The organism is Parabacteroides provencensis, assembly GCF_900232875.1.
Classification (GTDB): Bacteria; Bacteroidota; Bacteroidia; order Bacteroidales; family Tannerellaceae; genus Parabacteroides; species Parabacteroides chinchillae.
This window is the reverse complement of the sequence record NZ_LT960490.1, coordinates 255,319-278,726: the sequence shown is the minus strand read 5'-3', so window position 1 is coordinate 278,726 and position 23,408 is coordinate 255,319. Positions and strand designations below refer to the sequence as shown.

General features: G+C 41.7%; 21 protein-coding genes, 2 tRNA genes and 1 pseudogene. 15 read left to right on the top strand and 9 right to left on the bottom strand.

The window, feature by feature from the left end:
- Entirely contained in the window at positions 1-1,617 is a 1,617-nt protein-coding gene (locus tag CTY47_RS12455) for a CTP synthase (RefSeq protein WP_099465109.1), read from the bottom strand.
- 460 nt (positions 1,618-2,077) lie between these two features.
- Here CTY47_RS12455 and CTY47_RS12450 point away from each other — a divergent pair, with 460 nt between their 5' ends.
- The 9 genes from CTY47_RS12450 (at position 2,078) to galE (ending at position 10,288) form a co-directional block, all read left to right on the top strand.
- Positions 2,078-3,628, top strand: coding sequence for a DUF3078 domain-containing protein (locus tag CTY47_RS12450; protein WP_099465108.1), 1,551 nt, complete (start codon positions 2,078-2,080; stop codon positions 3,626-3,628).
- A 101-nt stretch (positions 3,629-3,729) separates the two neighbouring features.
- Positions 3,730-4,146, top strand: coding sequence for a SoxR reducing system RseC family protein (locus tag CTY47_RS12445; RefSeq protein ID WP_099465107.1), 417 nt, complete (start codon positions 3,730-3,732; stop codon positions 4,144-4,146).
- A 10-nt stretch (positions 4,147-4,156) separates the two neighbouring features.
- On the top strand, positions 4,157-5,095 hold the full coding sequence (locus tag CTY47_RS12440; RefSeq protein ID WP_099465106.1) for a Fe-S cluster domain-containing protein: 939 nt from the start codon (positions 4,157-4,159) through the stop codon (positions 5,093-5,095).
- Between the two features lie 16 nt (positions 5,096-5,111).
- The gene (gene rsxC / locus CTY47_RS12435; RefSeq protein WP_099465105.1) at positions 5,112-6,443 is read left to right on the top strand and encodes an electron transport complex subunit RsxC; all 1,332 of its coding nucleotides are present in this window, start codon (positions 5,112-5,114) and stop codon (positions 6,441-6,443) included.
- An 11-nt stretch (positions 6,444-6,454) separates the two neighbouring features.
- A complete protein-coding gene (locus CTY47_RS12430; protein WP_099465104.1) occupies positions 6,455-7,414 on the top strand; it encodes an RnfABCDGE type electron transport complex subunit D in 960 nt (319 codons plus the stop codon).
- Between the two features lie 2 nt (positions 7,415-7,416).
- On the top strand, positions 7,417-8,052 hold the full coding sequence (locus tag CTY47_RS12425) for an RnfABCDGE type electron transport complex subunit G (RefSeq protein ID WP_099465103.1): 636 nt from the start codon (positions 7,417-7,419) through the stop codon (positions 8,050-8,052).
- On the top strand, positions 8,049-8,633 hold the full coding sequence (locus CTY47_RS12420) for an RnfABCDGE type electron transport complex subunit E (RefSeq protein ID WP_099465102.1): 585 nt from the start codon (positions 8,049-8,051) through the stop codon (positions 8,631-8,633). Before CTY47_RS12425 ends, CTY47_RS12420 begins: the two co-directional genes overlap by 4 nt.
- 18 nt (positions 8,634-8,651) lie before the next feature.
- Complete coding sequence (gene rsxA, locus CTY47_RS12415; RefSeq protein ID WP_099465101.1) at positions 8,652-9,224, top strand: electron transport complex subunit RsxA; 573 nt, start codon at positions 8,652-8,654, stop codon at positions 9,222-9,224.
- A gap of 23 nt (positions 9,225-9,247) precedes the next feature.
- On the top strand, positions 9,248-10,288 hold the full coding sequence (gene galE, locus CTY47_RS12410) for a UDP-glucose 4-epimerase GalE (RefSeq protein ID WP_099465100.1): 1,041 nt from the start codon (positions 9,248-9,250) through the stop codon (positions 10,286-10,288).
- A 59-nt stretch (positions 10,289-10,347) separates the two neighbouring features.
- On the opposite strand, the gene CTY47_RS12405 is transcribed toward galE, so the two are convergent.
- The 7 genes and pseudogenes from CTY47_RS12405 to CTY47_RS17435 all read right to left on the bottom strand — a co-directional run bounded on the left by CTY47_RS12405 (position 10,348) and on the right by CTY47_RS17435 (position 16,935).
- Entirely contained in the window at positions 10,348-11,550 is a 1,203-nt protein-coding gene (locus tag CTY47_RS12405) for a PAS domain-containing sensor histidine kinase (protein WP_099465099.1), read from the bottom strand.
- Positions 11,551-11,712: 162 nt separating this feature from the next.
- The gene (locus CTY47_RS12400; RefSeq protein ID WP_099465098.1) at positions 11,713-12,960 is read right to left on the bottom strand and encodes a DUF1015 domain-containing protein; all 1,248 of its coding nucleotides are present in this window, start codon (positions 12,958-12,960) and stop codon (positions 11,713-11,715) included.
- Between the two features lie 51 nt (positions 12,961-13,011).
- Complete coding sequence (locus CTY47_RS12395; RefSeq protein ID WP_099465097.1) at positions 13,012-13,932, bottom strand: NAD(P)-dependent oxidoreductase; 921 nt, start codon at positions 13,930-13,932, stop codon at positions 13,012-13,014.
- Positions 13,933-13,934: 2 nt separating this feature from the next.
- Positions 13,935-15,002, bottom strand: coding sequence for a 3-phosphoserine/phosphohydroxythreonine transaminase (gene serC / locus CTY47_RS12390; RefSeq protein WP_099465273.1), 1,068 nt, complete (start codon positions 15,000-15,002; stop codon positions 13,935-13,937).
- Positions 15,003-15,234: 232 nt separating this feature from the next.
- Complete coding sequence (locus CTY47_RS12385) at positions 15,235-16,509, bottom strand: replication-associated recombination protein A (RefSeq protein WP_099465096.1); 1,275 nt, start codon at positions 16,507-16,509, stop codon at positions 15,235-15,237.
- A 168-nt stretch (positions 16,510-16,677) separates the two neighbouring features.
- Positions 16,678-16,782: pseudogene (locus CTY47_RS17440) on the bottom strand (HU family DNA-binding protein); the annotation flags it as partial.
- 15 nt (positions 16,783-16,797) lie between these two features.
- Entirely contained in the window at positions 16,798-16,935 is a 138-nt protein-coding gene (locus tag CTY47_RS17435) for a hypothetical protein (protein WP_233202176.1), read from the bottom strand.
- Between the two features lie 282 nt (positions 16,936-17,217).
- On the opposite strand from CTY47_RS17435, the gene CTY47_RS12375 reads away from it, so the two are divergent.
- Positions 17,218-18,855, top strand: coding sequence for an ABC-F family ATP-binding cassette domain-containing protein (locus tag CTY47_RS12375; RefSeq protein ID WP_099465095.1), 1,638 nt, complete (start codon positions 17,218-17,220; stop codon positions 18,853-18,855).
- 80 nt (positions 18,856-18,935) lie between these two features.
- Here CTY47_RS12375 and CTY47_RS12370 read toward each other — a convergent pair whose 3' ends face one another.
- The gene (locus CTY47_RS12370) at positions 18,936-20,411 is read right to left on the bottom strand and encodes a DUF3943 domain-containing protein (protein ID WP_099465094.1); all 1,476 of its coding nucleotides are present in this window, start codon (positions 20,409-20,411) and stop codon (positions 18,936-18,938) included.
- Between the two features lie 154 nt (positions 20,412-20,565).
- Here CTY47_RS12370 and CTY47_RS12365 point away from each other — a divergent pair, with 154 nt between their 5' ends.
- The 5 genes from CTY47_RS12365 (at position 20,566) to CTY47_RS12345 (ending at position 23,400) form a co-directional block, all read left to right on the top strand.
- Positions 20,566-21,177 (top strand): trimeric intracellular cation channel family protein, encoded by a 612-nt coding sequence (locus CTY47_RS12365; protein ID WP_099465093.1) that lies wholly within the window; start codon positions 20,566-20,568, stop codon positions 21,175-21,177.
- A gap of 23 nt (positions 21,178-21,200) precedes the next feature.
- Positions 21,201-22,271 carry an asparaginase gene (locus tag CTY47_RS12360; RefSeq protein WP_099465092.1) on the top strand — a complete coding sequence of 357 codons (1,071 nt, stop codon included), beginning with the start codon at positions 21,201-21,203 and terminating at the stop codon, positions 22,269-22,271.
- A gap of 58 nt (positions 22,272-22,329) precedes the next feature.
- Positions 22,330-23,133: an MBL fold metallo-hydrolase gene (locus tag CTY47_RS12355; RefSeq protein ID WP_099465091.1), complete on the top strand. Its 804-nt coding sequence runs from the start codon at positions 22,330-22,332 to the stop codon at positions 23,131-23,133.
- Positions 23,134-23,225: 92 nt separating this feature from the next.
- Positions 23,226-23,298, top strand: a tRNA-Lys gene (locus CTY47_RS12350).
- A 29-nt stretch (positions 23,299-23,327) separates the two neighbouring features.
- Positions 23,328-23,400: transfer RNA gene (locus tag CTY47_RS12345), tRNA-Lys, on the top strand.
- The last annotated feature ends 8 nt before the right edge of the window (positions 23,401-23,408 follow it).

The following is a 23,408-nucleotide window of genomic DNA, read 5'->3' as shown; positions in this document are numbered from 1 at the left end:
TTATTTCTTCGATTTTTTATTATCTACAGCCGCCTTCACAAAACTAAGGAAAAGCGGATTCGGATTCACGACAGTGCTGTTATATTCAGGATGATATTGTACGCCGACAAACCATTTCAATTTCGGGATTTCTACGACTTCCACTAAATTGGTATCCGGATTCTCACCCGTACACTTCATTCCGGCAGCTTCAAACTGATCTTTATATTCATTATTAAATTCAAAACGGTGGCGATGGCGCTCCTGTATATGTTCTTTGCCATAAGCTTCATAAGCTTTAGAGCCTTTCTTCAAAGTACAGTCGTATGCACCTAAACGCATTGAACCGCCCATATTGGTTACATTTTTCTGTTCTTCCATTATGTCGATCACCTTATGAGCCGTATTCGGTTCCATCTCTGTCGAATTAGCATCGGCCATACCCAGCACATCACGTGCGTATTCTATAACCATACACTGCATACCCAGGCATATACCCAAGCAAGGTATATCATTTTCACGGGCATATTTAATAGCTGCAAACTTACCTTCAATACCACGCTGCCCGAATCCCGGAGCAATCAGTATTCCATCCATGTCCTTCAATAGTTCGGCAGCATTGCTGTCGTTCAACTTTTCAGAATGGAATAAATGCAAATCCAGTTTACGGTGATTATAAATAGCAGCCTGCAACAAAGATTCGTCTATAGACTTATAAGCATCCTGCAATTCTACATATTTACCTACCAATCCTATTTTTACTGATTCCGTAGCAGAAGTCTTCAGTGCAAGGAACTCTTTCCAGGGTTTTAATTCCGGTGTAGCTCCAACTTCCAATCCAACTTTGCGTAAAATTATTTCGTCCATTTTCTGACGTTGCAATACCAAGGGAACTTCATAAATCGTAGGGACATCTATTGACTGTATTACCGCATCTTCCGCCACATTACAGAACAAAGCAACTTTGCGTAATAAATCCGTTTTAAGTTCATGTTCGGTACGCAACACCAGCACATCCGGTTGAATACCTAATTCCTGCAACTGTTTTACAGAATGTTGCGTCGGTTTCGTTTTATATTCTTTCGCAGCCGCTATATAAGGCACATAAGTAAGATGTACGCAAATACAATTTTTACCTAATTCCCATTTTAACTGACGGACACTTTCAATAAAAGGCAATGATTCAATATCGCCTACTGTTCCGCCAATCTCCGTAATTACAAAATCAAATTTATATTTTGAACCCAGCAATTTTACGTTACGCTTAATTTCATCAGTGATATGAGGAACGACCTGTACCGTTTTCCCCAGATAATCGCCTTTACGCTCTTTACTGATTACGCTCTGATAAATACGTCCTGTAGTAATATTGTTTGCACGGGTCGTCTGAACATTCAAAAAGCGTTCATAATGACCTAAGTCCAAATCAGCCTCATGTCCGTCTACGGTTACATAACATTCCCCATGTTCATACGGGTTCAGTGTACCCGGATCGATATTAATGTACGGGTCAAACTTTTGGATAGTAACCTTGTAACCTCTTGCCTGAAGTAATTTACCCAATGATGCGGAAATAATGCCCTTTCCTAATGAAGAGACTACACCGCCCGTAACGAAAATGTACTTTGTATCTGCCACGTTAGTAATATTTTAGTTATCTTATTATTAGCATATTTGTATTTCAAAACTGCAAAGTTAGTGATTTTCATTTACACATACCAACAAGTAAACCATATTTATATTTTTCAAAACTTATAAGATACATTCCAAAACTTACATTCAACAATGATTGTATATGCCATTATACACACCAATAAATAAAAATATCACTACCCATTAAAATCCCCCACCTACTATTTATATAAAAAATCCTGTACTTTTATTCTTTTGACCTGGGTCAAAAGAATAAATATCCGTATCGTTTTCAATAAATTGTGCGATACAATAAATCAAACCACAAGGGGTCGAATGACAACGACAGAAGCTCATATAAAATCATCCGGATGAAAAGATTGTTATATGATGTAAAAGATTAGTAGATATCATTCTTTTTGGCTAATTTTGCACGCATTATAGCTAACAAATGTAAAACGGTATTATGATGATGAAAGGGTATAGCGCATGTGTATTATTGGGACTATTGTCCATAGTGCACTTTACAACGAAGGCTCAGGAATCTAATATTCTAACAGGCAATGCCATACAGCAGGCATCGCAGGCACAAATCATAACAGACACAATTCCTTCCGTCAACCTTGACGACAAGAACTTAAATAAAATTGTAGACATCCGTTCCCAATTCGAAAAGCAGAATAAAACCTATTCCGCTCCATCTGTTCCAAACGAAAGCCTGCTCCGTTTTCTGAAAAAGGATGAATTGGAACTTTCCGAAGAAGCATTGTATTGGGCACACCTGGTACGTGATGCCTCTACAGCTTTTAATGAAAACATGACTTTCAAAGATACAATTATCGTAAACCCGTTGTTTATGCCAATCGTCTTCAAAGGAGAAGTTCTTCCTAAAGACCTGAACTTCTTTGATCCGAATTCCCTGAAACCAAAAAGCATATTAAAACCTTTTGTCCAAACTGATACAATTTTTAAAAATGAACTATTGAATCGTAAGATAGAAGATCTGGCATATCAATATGTACAAAATAACTATCCAACTTATTTCCGCTATTCATTAAATGATTTGCCCAAGGACGTCATAAAACCAAAGGCTATCAAGAAAACGACTTACGAAGATTTACCTCTAAAAGTAGAAAACGAAGCTAGCTTCAGCGATGTCGATGCTCCGGTTAAATTCATCCCGGAAAGACGTTACTGGATATCACATTTTGAAAGCGCCATCCAGTTTGCCCAAAATTATATCTCGCCGAACTGGCATAAAGGAGGTGTAAGTACTTTAAACCTGACAAACCGTCAATACTTCGTATACAATTACAATAAAGACAAAATACAGTTTACCAACGAGTTGGAGTGGAAAACGAATCTATACACAGCGCCAAAGGATACTTTGCGCGATTATAAAATAGGCGATGACGTATTCCGCGTCCACAGCAACTTTGGTTACAGAGCATTCAATAAATGGTATTATACATTTGATGCCACATTCCAGACACAGTTATTTTCCAATTATCAGGAAAACACAAATAACATAATGGCTGCTCTTTTAGCACCATTCAGTGTTAACCTCGGTCTCGGTATGAAATATGACCTGAATAAAAAATTTGCGAACAAACGTCATAAAAACCTGACGATGTCTATAAATCTCGCACCTCTTTCTTATACATTTATGTATAGTATAGATAAGGATATCGATTTAGGACGTCACGGTTTCAAAAAAGACGAAGCAACCGGAAAGTTTGACAACAAGTTAAGCCAGTTCGGTTCTACTGTCAATGCTACCGCGACATTCCAGTTTAACCGTAATGTAAGCTGGTATTCGCGTTTTTACTACTTCACCAGTTACGACCGCATATTAGGCGAATTTGAAAACCGGTTAACAATGGCTATCAGCCGGTTCTTCTCAACCACTATATCTTTAAACCTCCGTTATGACGACGCTGTTGCCAAAAACGAAGACTTCGATTCTTATCTTCAAATTAATGAGTTGCTTAGTTTCGGGTTTAATTACAAATGGTAAGAAGAATTGAAAATATTCACATACTAAACTTTGTTAATCATGACATAATATCTAAATAATGACTATTTTTGCCTCGGTTTTGCAATGTCGAGATTACAAATATGAGTGATAGCATAAATCATAACGGAGTAATAGAAAAGATAGAAGGAAACCTCGTCTTTGTCAGAATTACACAGCAATCGGCCTGTTCAGGATGCCATGCAAAGTCTATGTGTGCAGCATCCGAATGTAAAGACAAAATTATTGAAGTTCCCGACTATACCGGAAAATTCCGGGTAAACGAAAACGTTACGATTTGCGGGCAAAGCTCATTAGGTCTTCAAGCTGTGTTGCTGGCTTTTATTCTTCCCTTGATTATTGTTGTCATCGCCATAGTTATAGGCAACAACCTGCAATGGAAAGAAACCATCAGTGGACTTTGCGGCCTTTTTGTATTAGCGGTGTATTATTGCATCTTATATTTTTTACGCGATAAACTAAAAAAGCGATTTATTTTTACTTTGAAAAAACTTAATTGATAATAATATCATGATTTTAATTGCCGTTATTTCTTTAGGAGTAATTGGAGCAATCGGTGCTTTGTTATTATACGCCGCCTCCAAAAAATTTGAAGTTTATGAAGATCCCCGTATTGCACAGGTTCAGGAAGCTTTACCGAGTGCAAACTGTGGAGGTTGCGGATATCCGGGATGTTCAGGCTTTGCAGGAGCTTGCGTAAAAGCTGATACTTTAGACGGGCTGTTATGTCCAGTCGGTGGAGCACCTACAATGGCAAAAGTTGCATCTATCCTGGGTAAAGAAGCCGCAAGTGCGGAACCGATGGTTGCAGTTGTCCGTTGTAACGGTACATGCTCGGCCCGCCCACGCAATAATCAATACGACGGATCTCAAAGCTGTGCCATAGCATCCACATTATATGGAGGAGAAACAGGTTGTTCCTTCGGTTGTCTGGGCTACGGAGACTGTGTAAACGCCTGTACATTCGATGCTATTCATATCAATATAGAAACCGGGCTACCGGAAGTAGACGAAGAAAAATGTACCTCTTGCGGTGCCTGCGTAAAGGCTTGTCCGAAGAACATCATCGAACTGCGTAAAAAAGGTCCGAAATCCCGCCGTATTTATGTCAGCTGCGTAAATAAAGACAAAGGAGCTGTTGCAAGAAAAGCATGTACAAACGCTTGTATAGGTTGCGGTAAATGTGAGAAAGAATGTCCGTTCGAGGCAATAACCGTTACAAATAATCTTGCTTATATCGACTATGCCAAATGCCGTTTATGCCGCAAGTGTGTAGCCGTATGTCCGACCGGCGCTATCCACGAATTGAACTTCCCGCCCCGCAAGGAAGCTGCGACGGACACAAAAACCGGAGATGATAAACCAACTCCTGCTCCAAAAACAGAAAAGACGCCGGTAACAAAGGAAGTTGCCGCCCCACAAGAAAAGGTCAAAGAAAAAACAAATTAAAATAAAATCTAATAGTATGCTAAGGACATTTCGAATCGGAGGTATACATCCGCCCGAAAATAAACTGTCTGCCGGTAAAAAGATTACAACGCTAGCTGCACCTAAACAGGTTATCATACCGTTAGGACAGCATATCGGTGCTCCGGCTGTTGCAGTAGTAAAGAAGGGTGACACGGTAAAAGTCGGTACGCTTCTGGCCAAAGCCGGTGGCTTTGTATCGGCCAATATCCACTCATCAGTTTCCGGCAAAGTAAATAAAATAGATAACGCTCTCGACGCAAGCGGTTACAGACGTCCCGCTATCTATATAGATGTAGAAGGAGATGATTGGGAAGAATCCATCGACCGCAACGAAACGTTGGTTAAGGATTGCAAACTATCATCTAAAGAAATCGTAGATAAAATAGCTGCTGCCGGAGTCGTAGGCTTGGGAGGGGCTACCTTCCCTACTCAGGTAAAGCTTACTCCGCCTCCGGGCAATAAGGCAGAAATAGTTATTATCAATGCTGTCGAATGCGAACCTTACCTTACATCCGACCATTCGTTGATGATGGAAAAAGGAGAACAGATCCTGGTAGGCGTTACCCTGCTAATGAAAGCTGTCAATGTGAGCAAAGCTATTATAGGCATCGAAAACAATAAACCGGATGCAATCGCTCACCTACAAAAGTTAGCAGCCAATTTCAACGGGATCGAAATCATGCCTTTGAAAGTTCAATATCCGCAAGGAGGAGAAAAGCAACTGATCGACGCCGTTATCCGCCGTCAGGTGAAAAGCGGTGCACTTCCTATCTCTGCCGGAGCAGTGGTACAGAATGTAGGAACAGCTTATGCCGTTTATGAAGCAGTACAAAAGAACAAACCGTTGTTTGAACGCGTAGTTACCGTTACAGGTAAAGGCGTAGCCAATCCTTCCAACCTGTTGGTTCGCATCGGCACTCCTATCCAGGAATTGATCAATGCGGCCGGCGGTATTCCTGAAAACACAGGCAAGATTATCGGTGGCGGCCCGATGATGGGAAAAGCTTTAATCAGCGCAGAAGTACCGGTAACAAAAGGCAGCTCCGGTGTGCTGATTATGAATAAAGAAGAATCCGTACGTAAACCTATGCGCGACTGCATCCGCTGTGCCAAATGTGTCAGTGCATGTCCAATGGGTTTAAATCCAACTCTATTGATGAACTCTACCGAATTCACAAATTGGGAACTCGCAGAAAAGAATTATATAACAGACTGTATTGAATGCGGCTCATGTAGCTATACATGTCCGGCCAATCGTCCGTTACTGGACTATATCCGTTTGGGTAAAGGTAAAGTAATGGGAATTATCAGGGCAAGAAAGTCATAAAAAAGAGCAATATGGAAAACAAATTATACGTATCGCCTTCGCCTCACATTCACGGTGGCGACAGCATAAGCAAAAATATGTACGGTGTACTGATTGCCCTTATTCCGGCTTTTCTGGTATCGCTTTACTTTTTCGGACTGGGAGCACTCATTGTTACTGTAACATCTGTTGTCTCCTGCCTGGTATTCGAATATCTGATCCAAAAATTCCTGATGAAAAAGGAAGCAACACTATATGACGGATCAGCTATATTAACCGGTGTTTTACTGGCATTTAATCTGCCGTCCAACCTTCCGGTCTGGATCATCGTAATCGGAGCTTTAGCAGCTATCGGTATTGGAAAAATGTCATTCGGAGGTTTGGGCAACAATATATTTAACCCGGCATTGGTAGGACGTGTATTCCTGCTGATTTCCTTCCCCGCACAAATGACTACATGGCCGGTTGCCGGCGAACTGCCTATGACCTATACGGATGCTCAAACCGGGGCAACCGTATTATCATTAATGAACGAAGGAATAACCCAATTACCTTCCTATGGTAATATGTTATTGGGAAATATGGGCGGTAGTTTAGGCGAAGTCAGTGCTGTTGCATTAATACTGGGACTTTTCTATATGTTATGGAAAAAAATCATTACCTGGCATATCCCGGTTTCAATACTGGCAACTGTATTTGTATTCACCGGTATTATGTATCTGGTAAATCCGCTGCAGTATGCAAATCCGTTTGTACACTTACTATCCGGAGGTTTATTATTAGGTTCCATATTCATGGCAACAGATTATGTAACATCCCCTATGAGTAAGAACGGAATGCTGGTTTACGGTGTAGGAATCGGTATTTTAACTACGGTTATCCGTTTGTTTGGTTCCTATCCGGAAGGCATGTCATTTGCCATTCTCATTATGAATGCGTTTACTCCGCTGATTAACAGTTATATCAAACCTAAACATTTCGGAGGAAAGTAAGCATGAAAAAATTAAAATCGACATTACCCAATATGCTCTTATCCCTGACTATTATCTGTCTGGTAGCCGGAGCAATATTAGCAGGCGTAAATATGTACACTCTGGAACCAATTGCAGCCTCAAAAGCTGCAGCTTTGCAAAACGCAATACAGCAGGTTGTTCCGGAGTTTGATAACAACCCGACTGAACAGGCTTATAAAGCTGTCACTTCCGAAGGCGATTCTTTAGTCATCTATCCGGCAACGAAAGATGGTAAATTTGTAGGAGCCGCCGTAGAAAGTAACACAAAGAAAGGCTTTGGCGGTGAAATTAAAGTAATAGTAGGCTTCGATCCGGAAGGTAAGTTGCTGAATTATTCAGTACTGCAACATACAGAAACCCCGGGATTGGGTTCTAAAATGCAGGAATGGTTTCGCACGGACAAAAACAAGCAAAGCATAATTGGCCGTTCTATGACAAATGGAAATTTGTCTGTAACAAAAGACGGCGGAGATGTAGATGCCATTACGGCAGCCACTATTTCAAGCCGTGCATTTCTGGATGCAGTAAACCGCGCTTATAGTGCATACAAAGGCGGAGCCGACGGAACAAGTGGAGCTACAAGTAAAACACAAACAGAAGAAGGAGGTGACAAATGAGCAACTTTAAGATATTGATGAACGGTATCATCAAAGAAAACCCGACTTTCGTCTTATTGCTGGGTATGTGTCCCACATTGGGTACAACCTCCTCTGCCTTGAACGGTATGAGTATGGGGTTGGCTACCATGTTCGTATTGATCTGTTCAAACATTGTAATTTCAGCGTTGAAGAACCTGATTCCTGACATGGTGCGTATACCGGCATACATTGTGGTAATCGCCACTTTCGTAACTGTCGTACAGATGTGTATGGAAGCTTTTGTTCCTGCGTTATATGCCAGCCTGGGACTCTTTATCCCTTTGATTGTAGTAAACTGTATCGTATTAGGGCGTGCCGAAGCATTTGCTGCAAAGAACGGCATTATTCCTTCTGCCTTTGACGGTTTAGGTATCGGATTAGGATTCACGATGGCTTTAACTCTATTGGGAGCTATCCGCGAAATGTTGGGAACCGGTAAATTCTTCGGCTTCTCTTTCATGCCGGAAGAATACGGTTCATTGATCTTTGTATTGGCTCCGGGTGCTTTCATTGCATTAGGTTATCTGATTGCAATTGTAAATAAACTCCGTAAAGCCTGATTATAAAAAACGAACGATATGGAATATATACTTATATTTATTGCCGCTGTATTCGTCAACAACGTAGTACTGGCACAGTTTTTAGGCATTTGTCCGTTTCTTGGAGTTTCCAAGAAAGTAGAAACCGCCGCAGGCATGGGAGCTGCCGTTACATTTGTGCTCACCATTGCAACGATCGTGACCTTCCTGGTCCAGAAATATGTTCTGGACGTCTTTGGATTAGGATTCATGCAGACAATCAGCTTTATCCTTATTATTGCCGCTCTCGTGCAAATGGTGGAAATTATATTAAAGAAAGTATCTCCGGCGCTTTATCAGGCATTGGGAGTATTCCTGCCTTTGATCACAACAAACTGCTGTATCCTGGGTGTTGCCATTCTGGTAATACAAAAAGAATATAATTTATTACAATCCGTAGTATATGCAATATCAACAGCTATTGGATTTGCGCTAGCTTTGGTTATCTTTGCAGGGATTCGGGAACAATTGGCTATGACCCATGTTCCTGAAGGCATGAAAGGCACTCCTATCGCATTGATTACTGCAGGTCTGTTAGCTATGGCTTTCATGGGATTTTCTGGTATTGTATAATTACGAATTTAAATAACACTAGAATGAAACAGAAGATTTTAGTAGCAGGCGGTACAGGCTATATAGGCTCACATACCACAGTGGAATTACAAAATGCAGGTTATGAAGTTGTCATCATCGACGACTTGTCTAATTCCAATATCGAGGTACTGGACGGTATAGAAAAGATCACGGGCATACGCCCTGAATTTATCAAATTAGACCTGAAAGACAAAGAAGGAACCCGCGAAGCACTGAAAGCCCACGCGGGAATAAAAGGCATCATTCTTTTTGCAGCAAGCAAGGCTGTTGGCGAATCGGTTCAACAACCACTTAAATACTACCGTAATAATATTGTCACGCTGGTTAACTTGCTTGAGTTGATGCCCGAATCCGGAATCGAAGGTATTGTATTTTCTTCTTCATGCACGGTCTACGGACAACCGGATCCGAAAAACCTGCCTGTAACAGAAAATGCCCCTATCATGCCGGCTACCTCTCCTTATGGCAATACAAAGCAGATCAACGAAGAGATTATCCGCGATACAATCCATGCAGGTGCTCCTTTCAAAAGCATTATTCTCCGTTACTTTAATCCGATCGGAGCACATCCAAGTGCAGAAATCGGAGAATTACCCAACGGCGTTCCTCAGAACCTGATTCCATACCTGACGCAAACAGCAATAGGAATCCGCAAAGAATTAAGCGTTTTTGGAAATGACTACAATACCCCTGACGGTTCTTGTATCCGTGATTATATAAATGTGGTAGACCTGGCAAAAGCACACGTTATTGCTATGGACCGCATGCTGGGCAACAAAACAAAAGAGAATGTTGAAATATTCAACCTCGGAACAGGAAAAGGTGTAACCGTACTGGAATTGATCAATACATTTGAGCAAGCTACCGGTGTAAAAGTTCCTCACAAAATCGTAGGTCGCCGCGAAGGTGATATTGAAAAAGTATGGGCTAATCCGGAACGTGCCAACAAAGTTTTAGGTTGGAAATCGGAAGAGACGTTGGCCGACACACTGGCCTCTGCATGGAAATGGCAACAAAGGCTGCGCGAACGCGGTATCATGTAACAAACATAAAAATCCTATATATTGAAAGAGGATGTCCTTTCGGGCATCCTCTTTTTATATTATGATTCGGATAAAGGCAATGTAAACCAAAAAACAGAACCTTTTCCCTCATCCGACGCAACTCCTATTTGGCCTCCCAGAAACTCGATAATCATTTTACAGATAGCCAAACCAAGTCCTGTACCTTGCTGGAAACTATCCAACTTTACAAAACGATTAAACACAATCCGGCAATCTTCGGCAGAAATACCTATTCCGGTATCGGCGACAGAGACGTAAACGTCGTCTATCCTTTTCTTATAGGAAATGGTAATAGAACCTTTTTTAGTAAACTTAATCGCATTCGAAAGGAAATTGAAAAGCACCTGCATAATCCGCTGTTCATCGGTATGCAATACCAATGAAGGATGTTCAAAATTAAAAACAAGCTCCACTCCCGGATTCACCCGCACGGCGTGTACATTATACGCATCCATACATATTCCCTTCAAATCCGCATCGGCAAAATTATAATTCATTTTACCGGATTCTATTTTCGAAAAGTCTAAAATATCATCAACAAGCTGCAGTAGCAAAGCATTATTCTTATTGATTACTTCCATATACGAATCGCGCTCTTCATGATTGTCCGCTTCGACCAATAAACTTGAAAAACCTACGATTGCATTTAACGGAGTACGTATTTCATGGCTCATATTTGCCAGGAAAGCAGATTTCAGCCTATCGGCCTCGCGTGCTTCCACCAAAGCCATTTCACTTTCATATTCTTTGGTTATATCAGACAGGTAATAAACAACACAACTAGGTGTTCCGTCGGCATTATACCTGTAAGGTTGTACATTCGCTTCCACCCAAAGTACCTGTCCTTCAAATATTCTACGATACTTTATACTATAACTTTTTATTTCACCCCGGATCAGGCGTTCAAAATGATCATAAAACACATTTTGCCTGTCATCAGGATGAATAGCATTCAAAAAATCTTCTTTATTCCTGAAAGGCTCTATTCGTAAACGCGAGAATTTCGTATGTTCGTTTAAGTCGTAATCAACGTGAATCAGATCATGCTGTACGTCATATTCCCAGATCAGAGAATCACCAATATTAACAGCAGCTTTTAAAATAGCAATCTTCTCCTGGTCTCGTTCCGCTCCTATGGACTCAGGCATTGTACGCATCTGTATATCCCGGGTTTTTTCTTCTAATGATACTAGATTACCGGTCAAATTTTTCTTTGACTCGTCTTGATGTTTATTCAGCATACATTTCACCCTCTTATTATTGGGCACAAAAATAAATAATTATTTGAATGCATAACTATTATAAATCATCAATATACAATAAAAATCAACACTTTTCACAAATATAAGACAAAATAAAAAGGCGAACCGGTCGGTTCGCCTTTCCTGCATTTTATTCTCTTGTCAAGACAACTTATGAATTACAAGGCCTGATCGCAGCTTCGGTTCAAACCACGTAGTTTTCGGAGGCATAATGTTTCCGGTATCTGCTATATCCATTAATTGTTTCATCGTAACAGGATATAAAGCTAAAGCTACTTTCATCTCTCCGCTGTCTACCCGGCGTTTTAATTCTCCCAAGCCGCGGATACCGCCTACAAAGTCGATACGTTTGTCGGAACGAAGGTCTTTGATACCCAGAACCTCATTCAATATCAGATCAGAAGATATAGTTACATCCAACACCCCTATCGGATCATTATCGTTGTATGTTCCCTGTTTTGCAGTTAAAGAATACCACTTTCCGCCCAGATAAAGGGAAAAATTATGTAAAGCATCCGGTTTATAAATATCCGTACCCTTTTCTTCCACTATGAAATTACCGGATAGTTTTTCAAGGAACTGAGCCTCTGTCAGGCCATTCAAATCTTTTACTACACGATTATAGTCTATAATGGTAAGCTGGTTGGCAGGAAAACAAACTGCCATAAAATAATTGTATTCTTCATCACCACAGTGGTTCGGATTCTGTTTTGCCTTCTCCGCTCCCACTAAAGCGGCAGCAGCGGAGCGATGATGGCCATCTGCAATATAAAGAGCCGGCATAGCCGAAAACAGCTCGGTAATACGGGCTATATCGGCCTCATCGTCTATAATCCAGAATGTATGTCCGAAGCCATCCAACTGGGCAACAAAATCATATTCAGGCTGTCTGGCGGTATATTTCTTTACAATAATATCCAGCTCCGCATTATCAGGATATGCAAAGAATACAGGTTCAATATTGGCATTATTCACACGGACATGCTTCATACGGTCTTCTTCCTTATCGCGGCGTGTCAATTCATGTTTCTTGATGATGCCGTTCATATAGTCGGGAACATAAGCACCAACAACCAAACCGTATTGCGTCTTGCCGTTCATTGTCTGTGCATACACATAATAGCATTCTTTCTCATCCTGAACCAACCATCCTTTATCCTGAAATTTCCGGAAATTCTCGGCTGCCTTTTCATATACAGCAGGATCATGCTCGTCTGTACCGACAGGAAAATCTATCTCCGGTTTTATAATATGATATAAAGATTTCTCATTACCTTTCGCCTCTTCTCTCGCTTCCTCCGAATTTAAAACATCATAAGGACGAGAAGCTACTTGTCCGATCAAATCTTTGGGCGGACGAATACCTTTAAAAGGTTTAATTTTTGCCATAATTCACGGTGTTTTTAATGAATATAGAAATCCGGCTTTTCATATTATGAATTAATTCACTCTGAATTTCTGATTACCTGTACAAAGGAAATCTTCAATTTGTCTTGCAGCAGCAATACCGGCATTTATATTTGCCTCGGCAGTCTGTGCCCCCATCTTTTTGGGAGTTCCGAAATAACGTTCGGGATACTTGGCAGCCAATTCTGCATCGATAGCCGGTTTAATATCTGTCATATATTTGAAATCAGGACGTTCTTCAAACATTTTAGCCAGGCCTGCCTCATCTATCACCTCCTTACGGGCTGTATTTACAATAATTGCTCCCTTGGGCATCGAGTTCATCAATTCAAAGTTGATAGAATTCTTTGTTTCGGCAGTTGCCGGAATATGTAATGATACAATCTGGCATTCCTTGAAAAGATCGGCAGTAGATGCAACAGCCCTTATACCGTCATTCTCTATTACCTGAGCATGGCAATGGGCATCATATGCACAAATATCCATACCGAAACCTTTAGCTATACGGCCTACGTTGCGTCCCACATTGCCATAAGCCAAAATACCCAGCTTCTTCCCTTTCAACTCAGTACCGGAAGTTCCGTTATAGAAATTGCGCACGGCATATACCAACATACCGAATACCAATTCGGCTACAGCATTCGAGTTCTGCCCCGGCGTATTCATCACACAAACCTTATGGGCTGTTGCAGCAGCCAAGTCTATATTATCATAACCAGCACCTGCACGGACTACTATTTTCAGTTTTTTTGCTGCATCAAACACTTCGGCATCTATAATATCACTACGGACAATCATGGCCTCCACATCCTTCACAGCATCCAATAACTGTTGCTTTTCCGTATACTTTTCCAGCAGGACTAATTCGTCGCCTGCTCCTTCTACTACTTCACGAATACCTTTCACAGCTACCGCTGCGAAAGGTTTGTCTGTTGCTACTAATACTTTTGCCATAATCAATGTGTTCTTTCAAATTCTTTCATGCAAGCAATCAAAGCCTCAACGCTGCTCTTAGGCATAGCGTTATACAAAGAAGCGCGGAATCCACCTACCGAACGGTGTCCCTTAATACCTACCATACCGGCAGCAGAAGCAAACTTGCTGAATTCGTCTTCCAAGTCTTTGTATTCGTCGTTCATTATGAAACAAACATTCATAATAGAACGGTCTTCTACAGCAACGGTACCTTTAAATAACTTGTTACGGTCTATTTCGTCATACAATATAGCTGCATTTTCTTTGTCTTTCTTTTCCATAGCAGCCACACCACCCTGCTCCTTATACCATTTCAATGTTTGCAATGCTGAATAGATCGGCAATACAGGAGGTGTGTTAAACATAGAATCTTTATCAACGTGTGTCTTATACTTCAACATGGTAGGGATAGGACGGTCTACATGTTCCAAAGCGTCTACACGAACAATAGCCAGCGTTACACCTGCAGGAGCCAGGTTTTTCTGTGCGCCGGCATAGATAAGGTCATATTTGGATATGTCAATCGGGCGTGAGAATATATCTGAAGACATATCTGCAACCAAACGAACCTTCATATCCGGGTCGTAACGCATTTCTGTTCCGTAAATCGTGTTGTTCGAAGTAAAGTGGAAATAATCGGAATCTTCGGCTACCTTATAATTTTTAGGAATATAAGTATAGTTAGCATCCTTTGAAGAAGCTACTACATCTACTTCACCAAACAGTTTTGCTTCTTTAATGGCCTTGGAAGCCCATGTACCGGTATCCAGGTAAGAAGCTTTCTTGTTCAACAAATTATATGGTACCATACAGAACTGCATGCTTGCTCCGCCACCCATAAATACAACTTCATAACCGGCAGGAACATCCAGTAATTCTTTAATTAATGCACGCGCTTCGTCATTGACTGCTACAAATTCCTTTCCTCTGTGGGAAACTTCAAGAATTGACAACCCCGTACCTGCAAAGTTCTCAACCGCAGCAGCGGTATTTTTAATTGTGTATTCACTCAGGATAGAGGGACCTGCAGAAAAATTGTGCTTCTTCATACCAATGTCTTTTTTGAATGTTATAATAATTTTAGTAACGTGTTTTTCAAAACAGGCGGCTAATGTACGCATTTAATTGATAATTGAAAACCAAAATCCGAAAATTATAAGCAAAACGATACAAATATATACCCATACACTAACGTTTCTCCCTAATTCTCAACATTCCTCCCGTCATTTAGCCATTATCTTTTTATTTAGTTTTCAACTTTCAATTATCCGTTTCCGGTTATTAAAACCTATCTCCCCAAAGCCTCTTCATCAGCTCCACCAACTTACTTTCGGCAGGATTCTCCTGCCCTATCCACAAACGTTCGTTCCGGACTTCCTTCGGCAGATACTCCTGTTTGACAAAATGGCCGGCATAGTCGTGTGCATATTTGTATTCTTTTCCATAATCAAGTTCAGCCATCAATTTAGTCGGTGCATTCCTTAAATGCAAAGGTACCGGCAAATTTCCGGTTCGTTCCACCAGGTCAAGAGCAGCATTGATCGCCATATACGAAGAATTGCTTTTGGGGCTGCAAGCCAGATAAACCGTAGTTTCGGCAAGGATAATACGGCCTTCGGGCCAGCCTATCTTTTTTAAGGCGTCAAAGCAGGCATTTGCCAGTAACAAAGCATTGGGATTTGCCAGTCCTATATCTTCGGAAGCCGATATAAGCAACCTGCGTGCTATAAACTCAGGGTCTTCCCCTCCTGCCACCATACGTGCCAGCCAGTAGATAGCTCCATCCGGATCACTCCCGCGGATAGATTTGATAAAAGCCGATATAATATCGTAGTGCATTTCGCCTCCTTTATCATACGCCGCCGGATTCTCCTGCAAACGCTCCACAACCTTAGCATCCGTTATTTCTATATCCTTTTCGCTTTCCTCGGCCGAAACCACCAATTCCAGAATGTTTAGCAGTTTGCGCGCATCCCCGCCGGAATATCGCAGCATAGCATCCGTCCCGGTAAGCGTAATGTTCTTTTCTTTCAGCACGATGTCTTCCGTTACCGCTTTATTAAGCAAAGTCAGCAGATCGTTCTTATCCAGCGATTTCAGCACATACACCTGACAGCGCGAAAGCAGTGGGCGTATCACCTCAAACGAAGGGTTTTCCGTCGTAGCGCCAATCAGCGTAACCACTCCCGTTTCAACCGCATTCAGCAACGAATCTTGTTGTGCTTTGCTGAAACGATGTATTTCGTCTATAAACATGATAGGCGATACGGCATTGAAAAAGCGGTTATTCTTAGCCTGGTCTATCACCTCGCGTACATCCTTCACGCCCGAACTAATCGCACTCAGCGTATAAAACGGCGCTTCGAGCTTGTTCGCTATAATCTGCGCCAACGTTGTCTTTCCCACACCCGGAGGTCCCCAAAGGATAAACGAAGGTACGCGCCCTGCATCTATCATCTTTCTGAGCACAGCCCCTTGTCCTACCAAATGCTTCTGTCCGATATAATCGTCCAGCGTCTTCGGACGCAATCTTTCTGCTAACGGTTGATTCATCATGTTGGCAAAAGTCGCATATTTTATTCATTTATCAAAGGGGAAGGAAAGAAATTTACAGTTCAAAACAGATGTTAAACAGCAGTATTTACTATCAAAAAGTAAGCATACTCCCCAATAACAGGCTATATACAGGGGTATACACTTACTATATGTTTGTTTATTTATGATTTATTTCACATTCACCTTTTCCAGCAAATCCGTCCCCGCCCTAAATTTCACACTTCGCCGCGGCCGTATTGTTACCGGAGTTCCGGTCTGTGGATTGCGCCCCGGCCGCTCCGTCTGGTTTCAAAGGGTAAAGGCGCCGAATCCCAGAAACCAAACCTTCTCGCCTTTGCTTACCTCGTCGCCCACAATATCTATCAAGATATTCAGAAGCAACAGGTAAAACAAAGTTTCCGCTCTTCCATATCTTATTTGTACCATCTATCCTATTAGTAGTATTTGACTCAGCCACAATAAAAACAAATTCTGCTTCTGTAAGAACACAACAGACTGAAAACTCGAAGCTTTTTAGTACATTTGCGCCTTCTTTAATACATTACGCGAACCGGCAGGAGTTAAAGGAGAAGAGAAGTTAAAAAAGCAAGGGGCCAAGTAAACAAGTAGTTAAGTAGAAATAGCCTATTATTCTTAACTACTTGACTTCTAACAAATAAAACGAGAGATAACTACTGCTGATTCGCATACATTAATATATAATAGAGAATGATTTCAGTAGACGGACTAACAGTTGAATTTGGCGGAAGCGCCCTATTTTCGGATGTATCTTTTGTGATAAATGAAAAAGACCGTATTGCCCTGATGGGTAAGAACGGGGCAGGTAAATCGACGTTGTTGAAGATACTTGCCGGTGTACGCGAGCCAACCCGTGGAAAAGTTTCCGCCCCTAAAGATACAGTCATAGCCTATCTCCCGCAGCATCTGATGACGGAAGACGGACGCACCGTTTTTGAAGAAACAGCCCAGGCTTTTGCCCATTTACACGAAATGGAAGCTGAAATTAATGCTATCAACAAAGAGCTGGAAACACGCACAGACTATGAGTCGGACAGTTACATGGAACTGATCGAACGTGTGTCAGCTCTCAGCGAAAAGTTTTATTCGATCGAAGAGATCAACTACGATGCCGACATAGAAAAGACGTTACTGGGTTTAGGTTTCAAGCGCGAAGATTTTACCCGGCAAACCAGCGAATTCAGTGGCGGATGGCGGATGCGTATCGAACTGGCTAAGCTACTGCTTCAGAAACCGGATGTGTTGTTGCTGGACGAGCCAACCAACCACCTCGACATTGAATCTATACAATGGCTTGAAGATTTTTTGATCGATAACGGACAGGCAGTTGTGGTAATCAGCCACGACCGCGCTTTTGTAGACCGTATCACCACACGCACTATTGAAGTGACAATGGGACGCATCTACGATTATAAAGTAAACTACAGCCAATATCTTCAACTGCGTAAGGAACGCCGCGAGCAGCAACAAAAGGCTTTTGACGAACAACAGAAATTTATTGCTGATACCAGAGAGTTTATCGAACGCTTCAAAGGTACATATTCTAAAACCCTGCAGGTACAAAGCCGTGTAAAGATGCTTGAAAAACTGGATATACTGGAAGTAGACGAAGAAGATACCTCGGCCTTACGCCTTAAGTTTCCACCTTCTCCCCGCTCCGGCTCTTACCCGGTGATGATAGAAGGTGTAACAAAAAGCTACGGGGATCATACCGTATTCCGTAATGCAAACCTGACGATAGAACGCGGCGACAAGATTGCTTTCGTTGGAAAAAACGGAGAAGGTAAATCTACATTGGTGAAGTGCATCATGAAAGAAATAGAGCACGATGGCACACTAACAATCGGCCATAATGTAATGATCGGTTATTTTGCACAGAACCAAGCATCCATGCTGGATGAAAACCTGACGGTATTCCAGACCATCGACGACGTAGCACAAGGCGATATCCGCAACAAGATAAAAGACTTGCTGGGTGCATTCATGTTCGGAGGTGAAAATTCGGCCAAGAAAGTAAAGGTGCTTTCGGGAGGAGAACGTACGCGACTGGCAATGATAAAGCTGCTACTGGAACCTGTAAACCTGCTGATTCTGGATGAGCCGACCAACCACCTGGACATGAAGACAAAAGACATCCTGAAACAAGCACTGCTCGATTTTGACGGGACATTGATTGTAGTATCACACGACCGAGACTTCCTGGATGGCCTTGTAACAAAGGTATATGAGTTCGGCAACCAAAAAGTGACCGAACATCTGGAAGGTATTTACGAATTCATGCAACGTAAGAAAATGGAAAACCTCCGCGAGTTGGAACGGAAAAGCTAAATATATAAATCATCCCGATGTTTTTGGAAAATCATCCTGATGTTTTTATAAAATGATCGGGATGATTTTCCAAAGCATGTTTATATCCGGACGCCCACACTCAGCATGACATCGTAAGTGGAGCTTTCAATATCATCATAATATTTATAATGTGTACGGCGGGAAAAATAGCGGTTGCTTAAAATAATACTCCATCTGTTTTTTATCAGATAGAACAGTTTTGCAGAAAATACCGTTAAGCGCGCATGGCCGGTATCGCCTTGCACATTCAGCGTTGTAGGATCGATCTCATTCCAATTTATATCCGGGTCATATCCTTTCCAGGTAAAAAGATGATAGTTTTCAATATCCAGCAGAAGCCCCCATTTTTTATTGTAACTCAGACCCGTATAAGCCTTCACACTATAACCGCTACCCAGATTGTAATCGCGTTCAGCCAATTTCAGGTAATCGGATACGCTGGCGCCAAGAGCAACCCCGGTAGCATAAAACTCGGTAAATACATCCACCTTGTCATCTGGAGTAGATTCTTTATAATAGATAAGACCTCCCCCTATTGCCGCAGCTTCCGATATACGATAAGGTGCCACTTCTTTATCACTATTCGAGCGGAGTTCGGAATCGTAGTAGTCAAAATGCTGGAAAACACCGACCGTCAATGCACGAGGTCCTTTATTCCATACTCTTTTCCCCCATAAAGCTCCTACAGCATTTACCTGGCTGATGACTGGTTGGGCGGAAAACATATCCATTCCGAAACGAAACTGGAACCATTCGTACGGAGAATAAAATTCGTCATAAAAAGGATCGCCATAATCCAAACGGAAATTTATATTCAGACTCGTAGTACCATTCTTTGAATTCTCTTGCTCTGCCAGGAAGCGGGGCCCCATACTCACGATAAAATTTATCGGTACGGAAGAATAGGTACGCCCTTTAGAAGGGCTACGGCGCCAAGCCTCTCCCGTTATAATACGGTTAAGTGCACGGACAGGGGATAACACACCTGTCAATACTTCGCGCCCGACACGCTCCATACCCGAAGTACGGTTATCGATAAACAAATCCGATAAACGATACGTGATTTCACCCAACTCTACCCCACCGAAAGTGGTAGCCAACATGTCGTTTATAGAGGGAGGCTCATTTTCCATAAAAAACTCCCACATCAAACTGCCTCCCGCTGAAAAGGGAATTGATTGCCAAAAGTTCAGCCCATTGCTACGTGCAGCATTAAAATACAGGGAACCGTGATACGGATGAGAGAAAAGATTAGTTGAAAACTTGTCTGTATCCCATACCGGACCTTTTCTAAAATTACTTTTGATCGTATTCCAGTTTATATGGGCAAAATCTTCATTCATTGCATAGCGGTCGAAAGCCCATACAGCCATATTAAGTCCGAAGACTTCTCCGGCTGCCCTCCAGGGATGACGGGGAACAAAAAGGGCTGAATCACTGACATAATTACGACTTTTCATTCTGGGAAAATGTTGTCCCCATAACCACTGAACCGAAATAAAAAATAATAACCCTGATAACAAATATCTTTTCATTCGTATACTCTTTACACCTTCACTACTATCATTTTACCCGCAAACTTATGTATTATAAACAGTACTATATTCGTTTGGTTTAAATTATTGTTAGGTATTCTTAATATAAAGAGCGATATTCCAAACTATTCCATATTTTTGCAGAAAAAACATAATGATAGACTTTATCACATTCTGCGACTATACGGGAACGTTTGCATTCGCAATAAGCGGCATAAGGTTAGCCTCCGCCAAGCAATTTGATTGGTTCGGTGCATACGTTATCGGGGTAGTAACAGCCGTAGGAGGAGGAACAATACGCGATATATTACTAAATGCAACCCCTTTCTGGATGGAGCAGGCCTCCTATCTTACAATATCGGCTGTGGCGCTGTTATTTGTAATCATATTCAGGAAATATGTAATCAGCCTGAACAATACGTTCTTTATATTCGATGCTATCGGGTTGGGATTATTCGGCGTCGTAGGTATAGAAAAAGCTCTGTCATTCGGTTTCCCGATGTGGGTAGCTATCGTAATGGGCACAATAACAGGGGCATTCGGAGGTATGATACGCGATATACTGATAAACGAGGTACCTTTGATATTCCGTAAAGATATTTATGCATTAGCCTGCGTGCTGGGAGGAGTTGTATATTATATATGTATACTGTTGTCGTTTAGTCCCCCTCTCACTCAGCTTATCGCAGCTGCCAGTATATTCATCTCCCGTATATTGGCTGTAAAGTATCATATAAGTGTACCTGTATTAAGAGGAGAAGAATAATAATTTATTACCTTTGTGTCCCAATGACAGCTAATATGAATAACGAACAGGGAAAAGCCTCTATCCTGCTGATATATACAGGCGGAACTATCGGAATGATGGAAAACTCGGAAACGGGTGTACTGGAATCCTTCAACTTCCAGCATCTTAAAGACAATATGCCTGAACTGAAAAAACTCGGTTATTCCGTTTCTACCATACAATTCGATCCCCCTATGGACTCTTCGGAGATGGGGCCGGAATCCTGGATGAAGATTGTAAGAATCATTGCCGACAATTACCAGCAATATGACGGATTTGTCGTATTGCACGGTACGGACACAATGTCTTTTACGGCCTCAGCCCTGAGCTTCATGCTCGAAAATCTTAGTAAACCGGTTATCCTGACAGGTTCGCAACTACCTATCGGAATGTTAAGGACTGATGGAAAGGAAAACCTGATCACAGCTATCGAAATAGCTGCTGCAAAAGAAAACGGAATGCCTATCGTCCCGGAGGTATGTGTTTTCTTTGAAAATGATTTGCTGCGCGGAAACCGGACAAGTAAGATCAATGCAGATAACTTTAATGCATTCCGTTCATATAACTACCCGGCATTGGCGCATGCCGGTATATATATCAAATACGATACCGGACAAATATATCATCCGGTATCGCGTAAACCGCTTAAACCGCATTATCTGCTGGACCGGAATATCGCCATATTAAAACTGTTTCCGGGTATTTCTCCACAAGTGATAGAAAGTATCCTAAATATCCCCGGACTGAAAGGTGTAGTAATGGAGACATTCGGTAGCGGAAATGCACCGTCGCAGGAATGGTTCCTGAAGATGTTGAAAGAAGCGGTAGACCGTGGTATTGTAATTGTAAATGTTACTCAATGTAGCGGGGGAAGCGTTGAAATGCACCGCTATGAAACAGGGCACAAATTACTGGAAGCCGGTGTAATAAGCGGCTTTGACAGTACAACAGAAAGTGCAGTAACAAAACTTATGTTCCTTTTCGGCCACGGGTTAAGCCCCGAGGAAGTAAAGGATCACATGAATTGCTCACTCATCGGGGAAGTAACAATCCCCGAATCATTCCGTCCCTGAACAAATGGACGGAAAACACTATGTAGAACACAAAAGCAGTGATGCGGAATAAAAGATCATGAAACTATCATTTCTTAGTTTAGCAAGCGGAAGCAGTGGAAACTGTTATTATCTGGGAACCCCTGAATTCGGGGTACTGATTGATGCAGGTATCGGTATCCGCACTATAAAAAAAGTATTGAAAGACAAAGCGATTAACTTCTCAAAAATCGTAGCAGTCTTAATTACCCACGACCATGCAGATCATATAAAAACGGTTGGCTATTTAGGCGAAAAGCTTTGTATTCCCGTTTACAGTACGGAAGGGGTACACGAAGGCATCGAGAAAAGCCGTTATGTTGAAGAAACATTAATTGGTTCGCGCAAGATTATAGAAAAAGAAGTTCCTTTTATGATACGGGATTTCAAGATTACCGCTTTTGAGGTTCCCCATGACAGCACAGACAATGTCGGTTATCATATCGAATATGAAAATCATAAATTCACTTTTGCTACCGATGTCGGACATATCACCGATACCGTAAGCAAATATATGTGTCTGGCTACAGATCTGATCATAGAGGCCAATTATGACGAAGAAATGTTGAAATTCGGTACTTACCCGGCATTCCTAAAAGAACGCGTTGCAAGTCCGACCGGACATCTGAGCAACAGGGAAGCTGCCGAATTTATTGCGACACACTATGATCCGAAACTGAAAAACATCTGGTTATGCCACCTCAGCCGTGATAATAACCATCCGGAGCTAGCTTACAAAACAATCGACATACGCCTTTTTGAAGAAGGTATACGGGTTGGGAAAGATGTCGCCCTTGTTGCTTTAAAGCGCACCACTCCTTCTGATATATTCGAATTTGAATAGATATACGTTAAAAAAGACAATGAAAAGTTTGCAGGGAAAAATTAAAACAATATCTTTGCACCCGCAATCGAGAAACAAACGATAGCAAGAATGACTTGGTAGCTCAGTTGGTAGAGCAAATGACTCTTAATCATTGGGTCGAGGGTTCGAGCCCCTCCCAGGTCACTCAATAAAAAAGCCAACAACAACATTCTGACTTGGTAGCTCAGTTGGTAGAGCAAATGACTCTTAATCATTGGGTCGAGAGTTCGAGCCTCTCCCAGGTCACATCAACA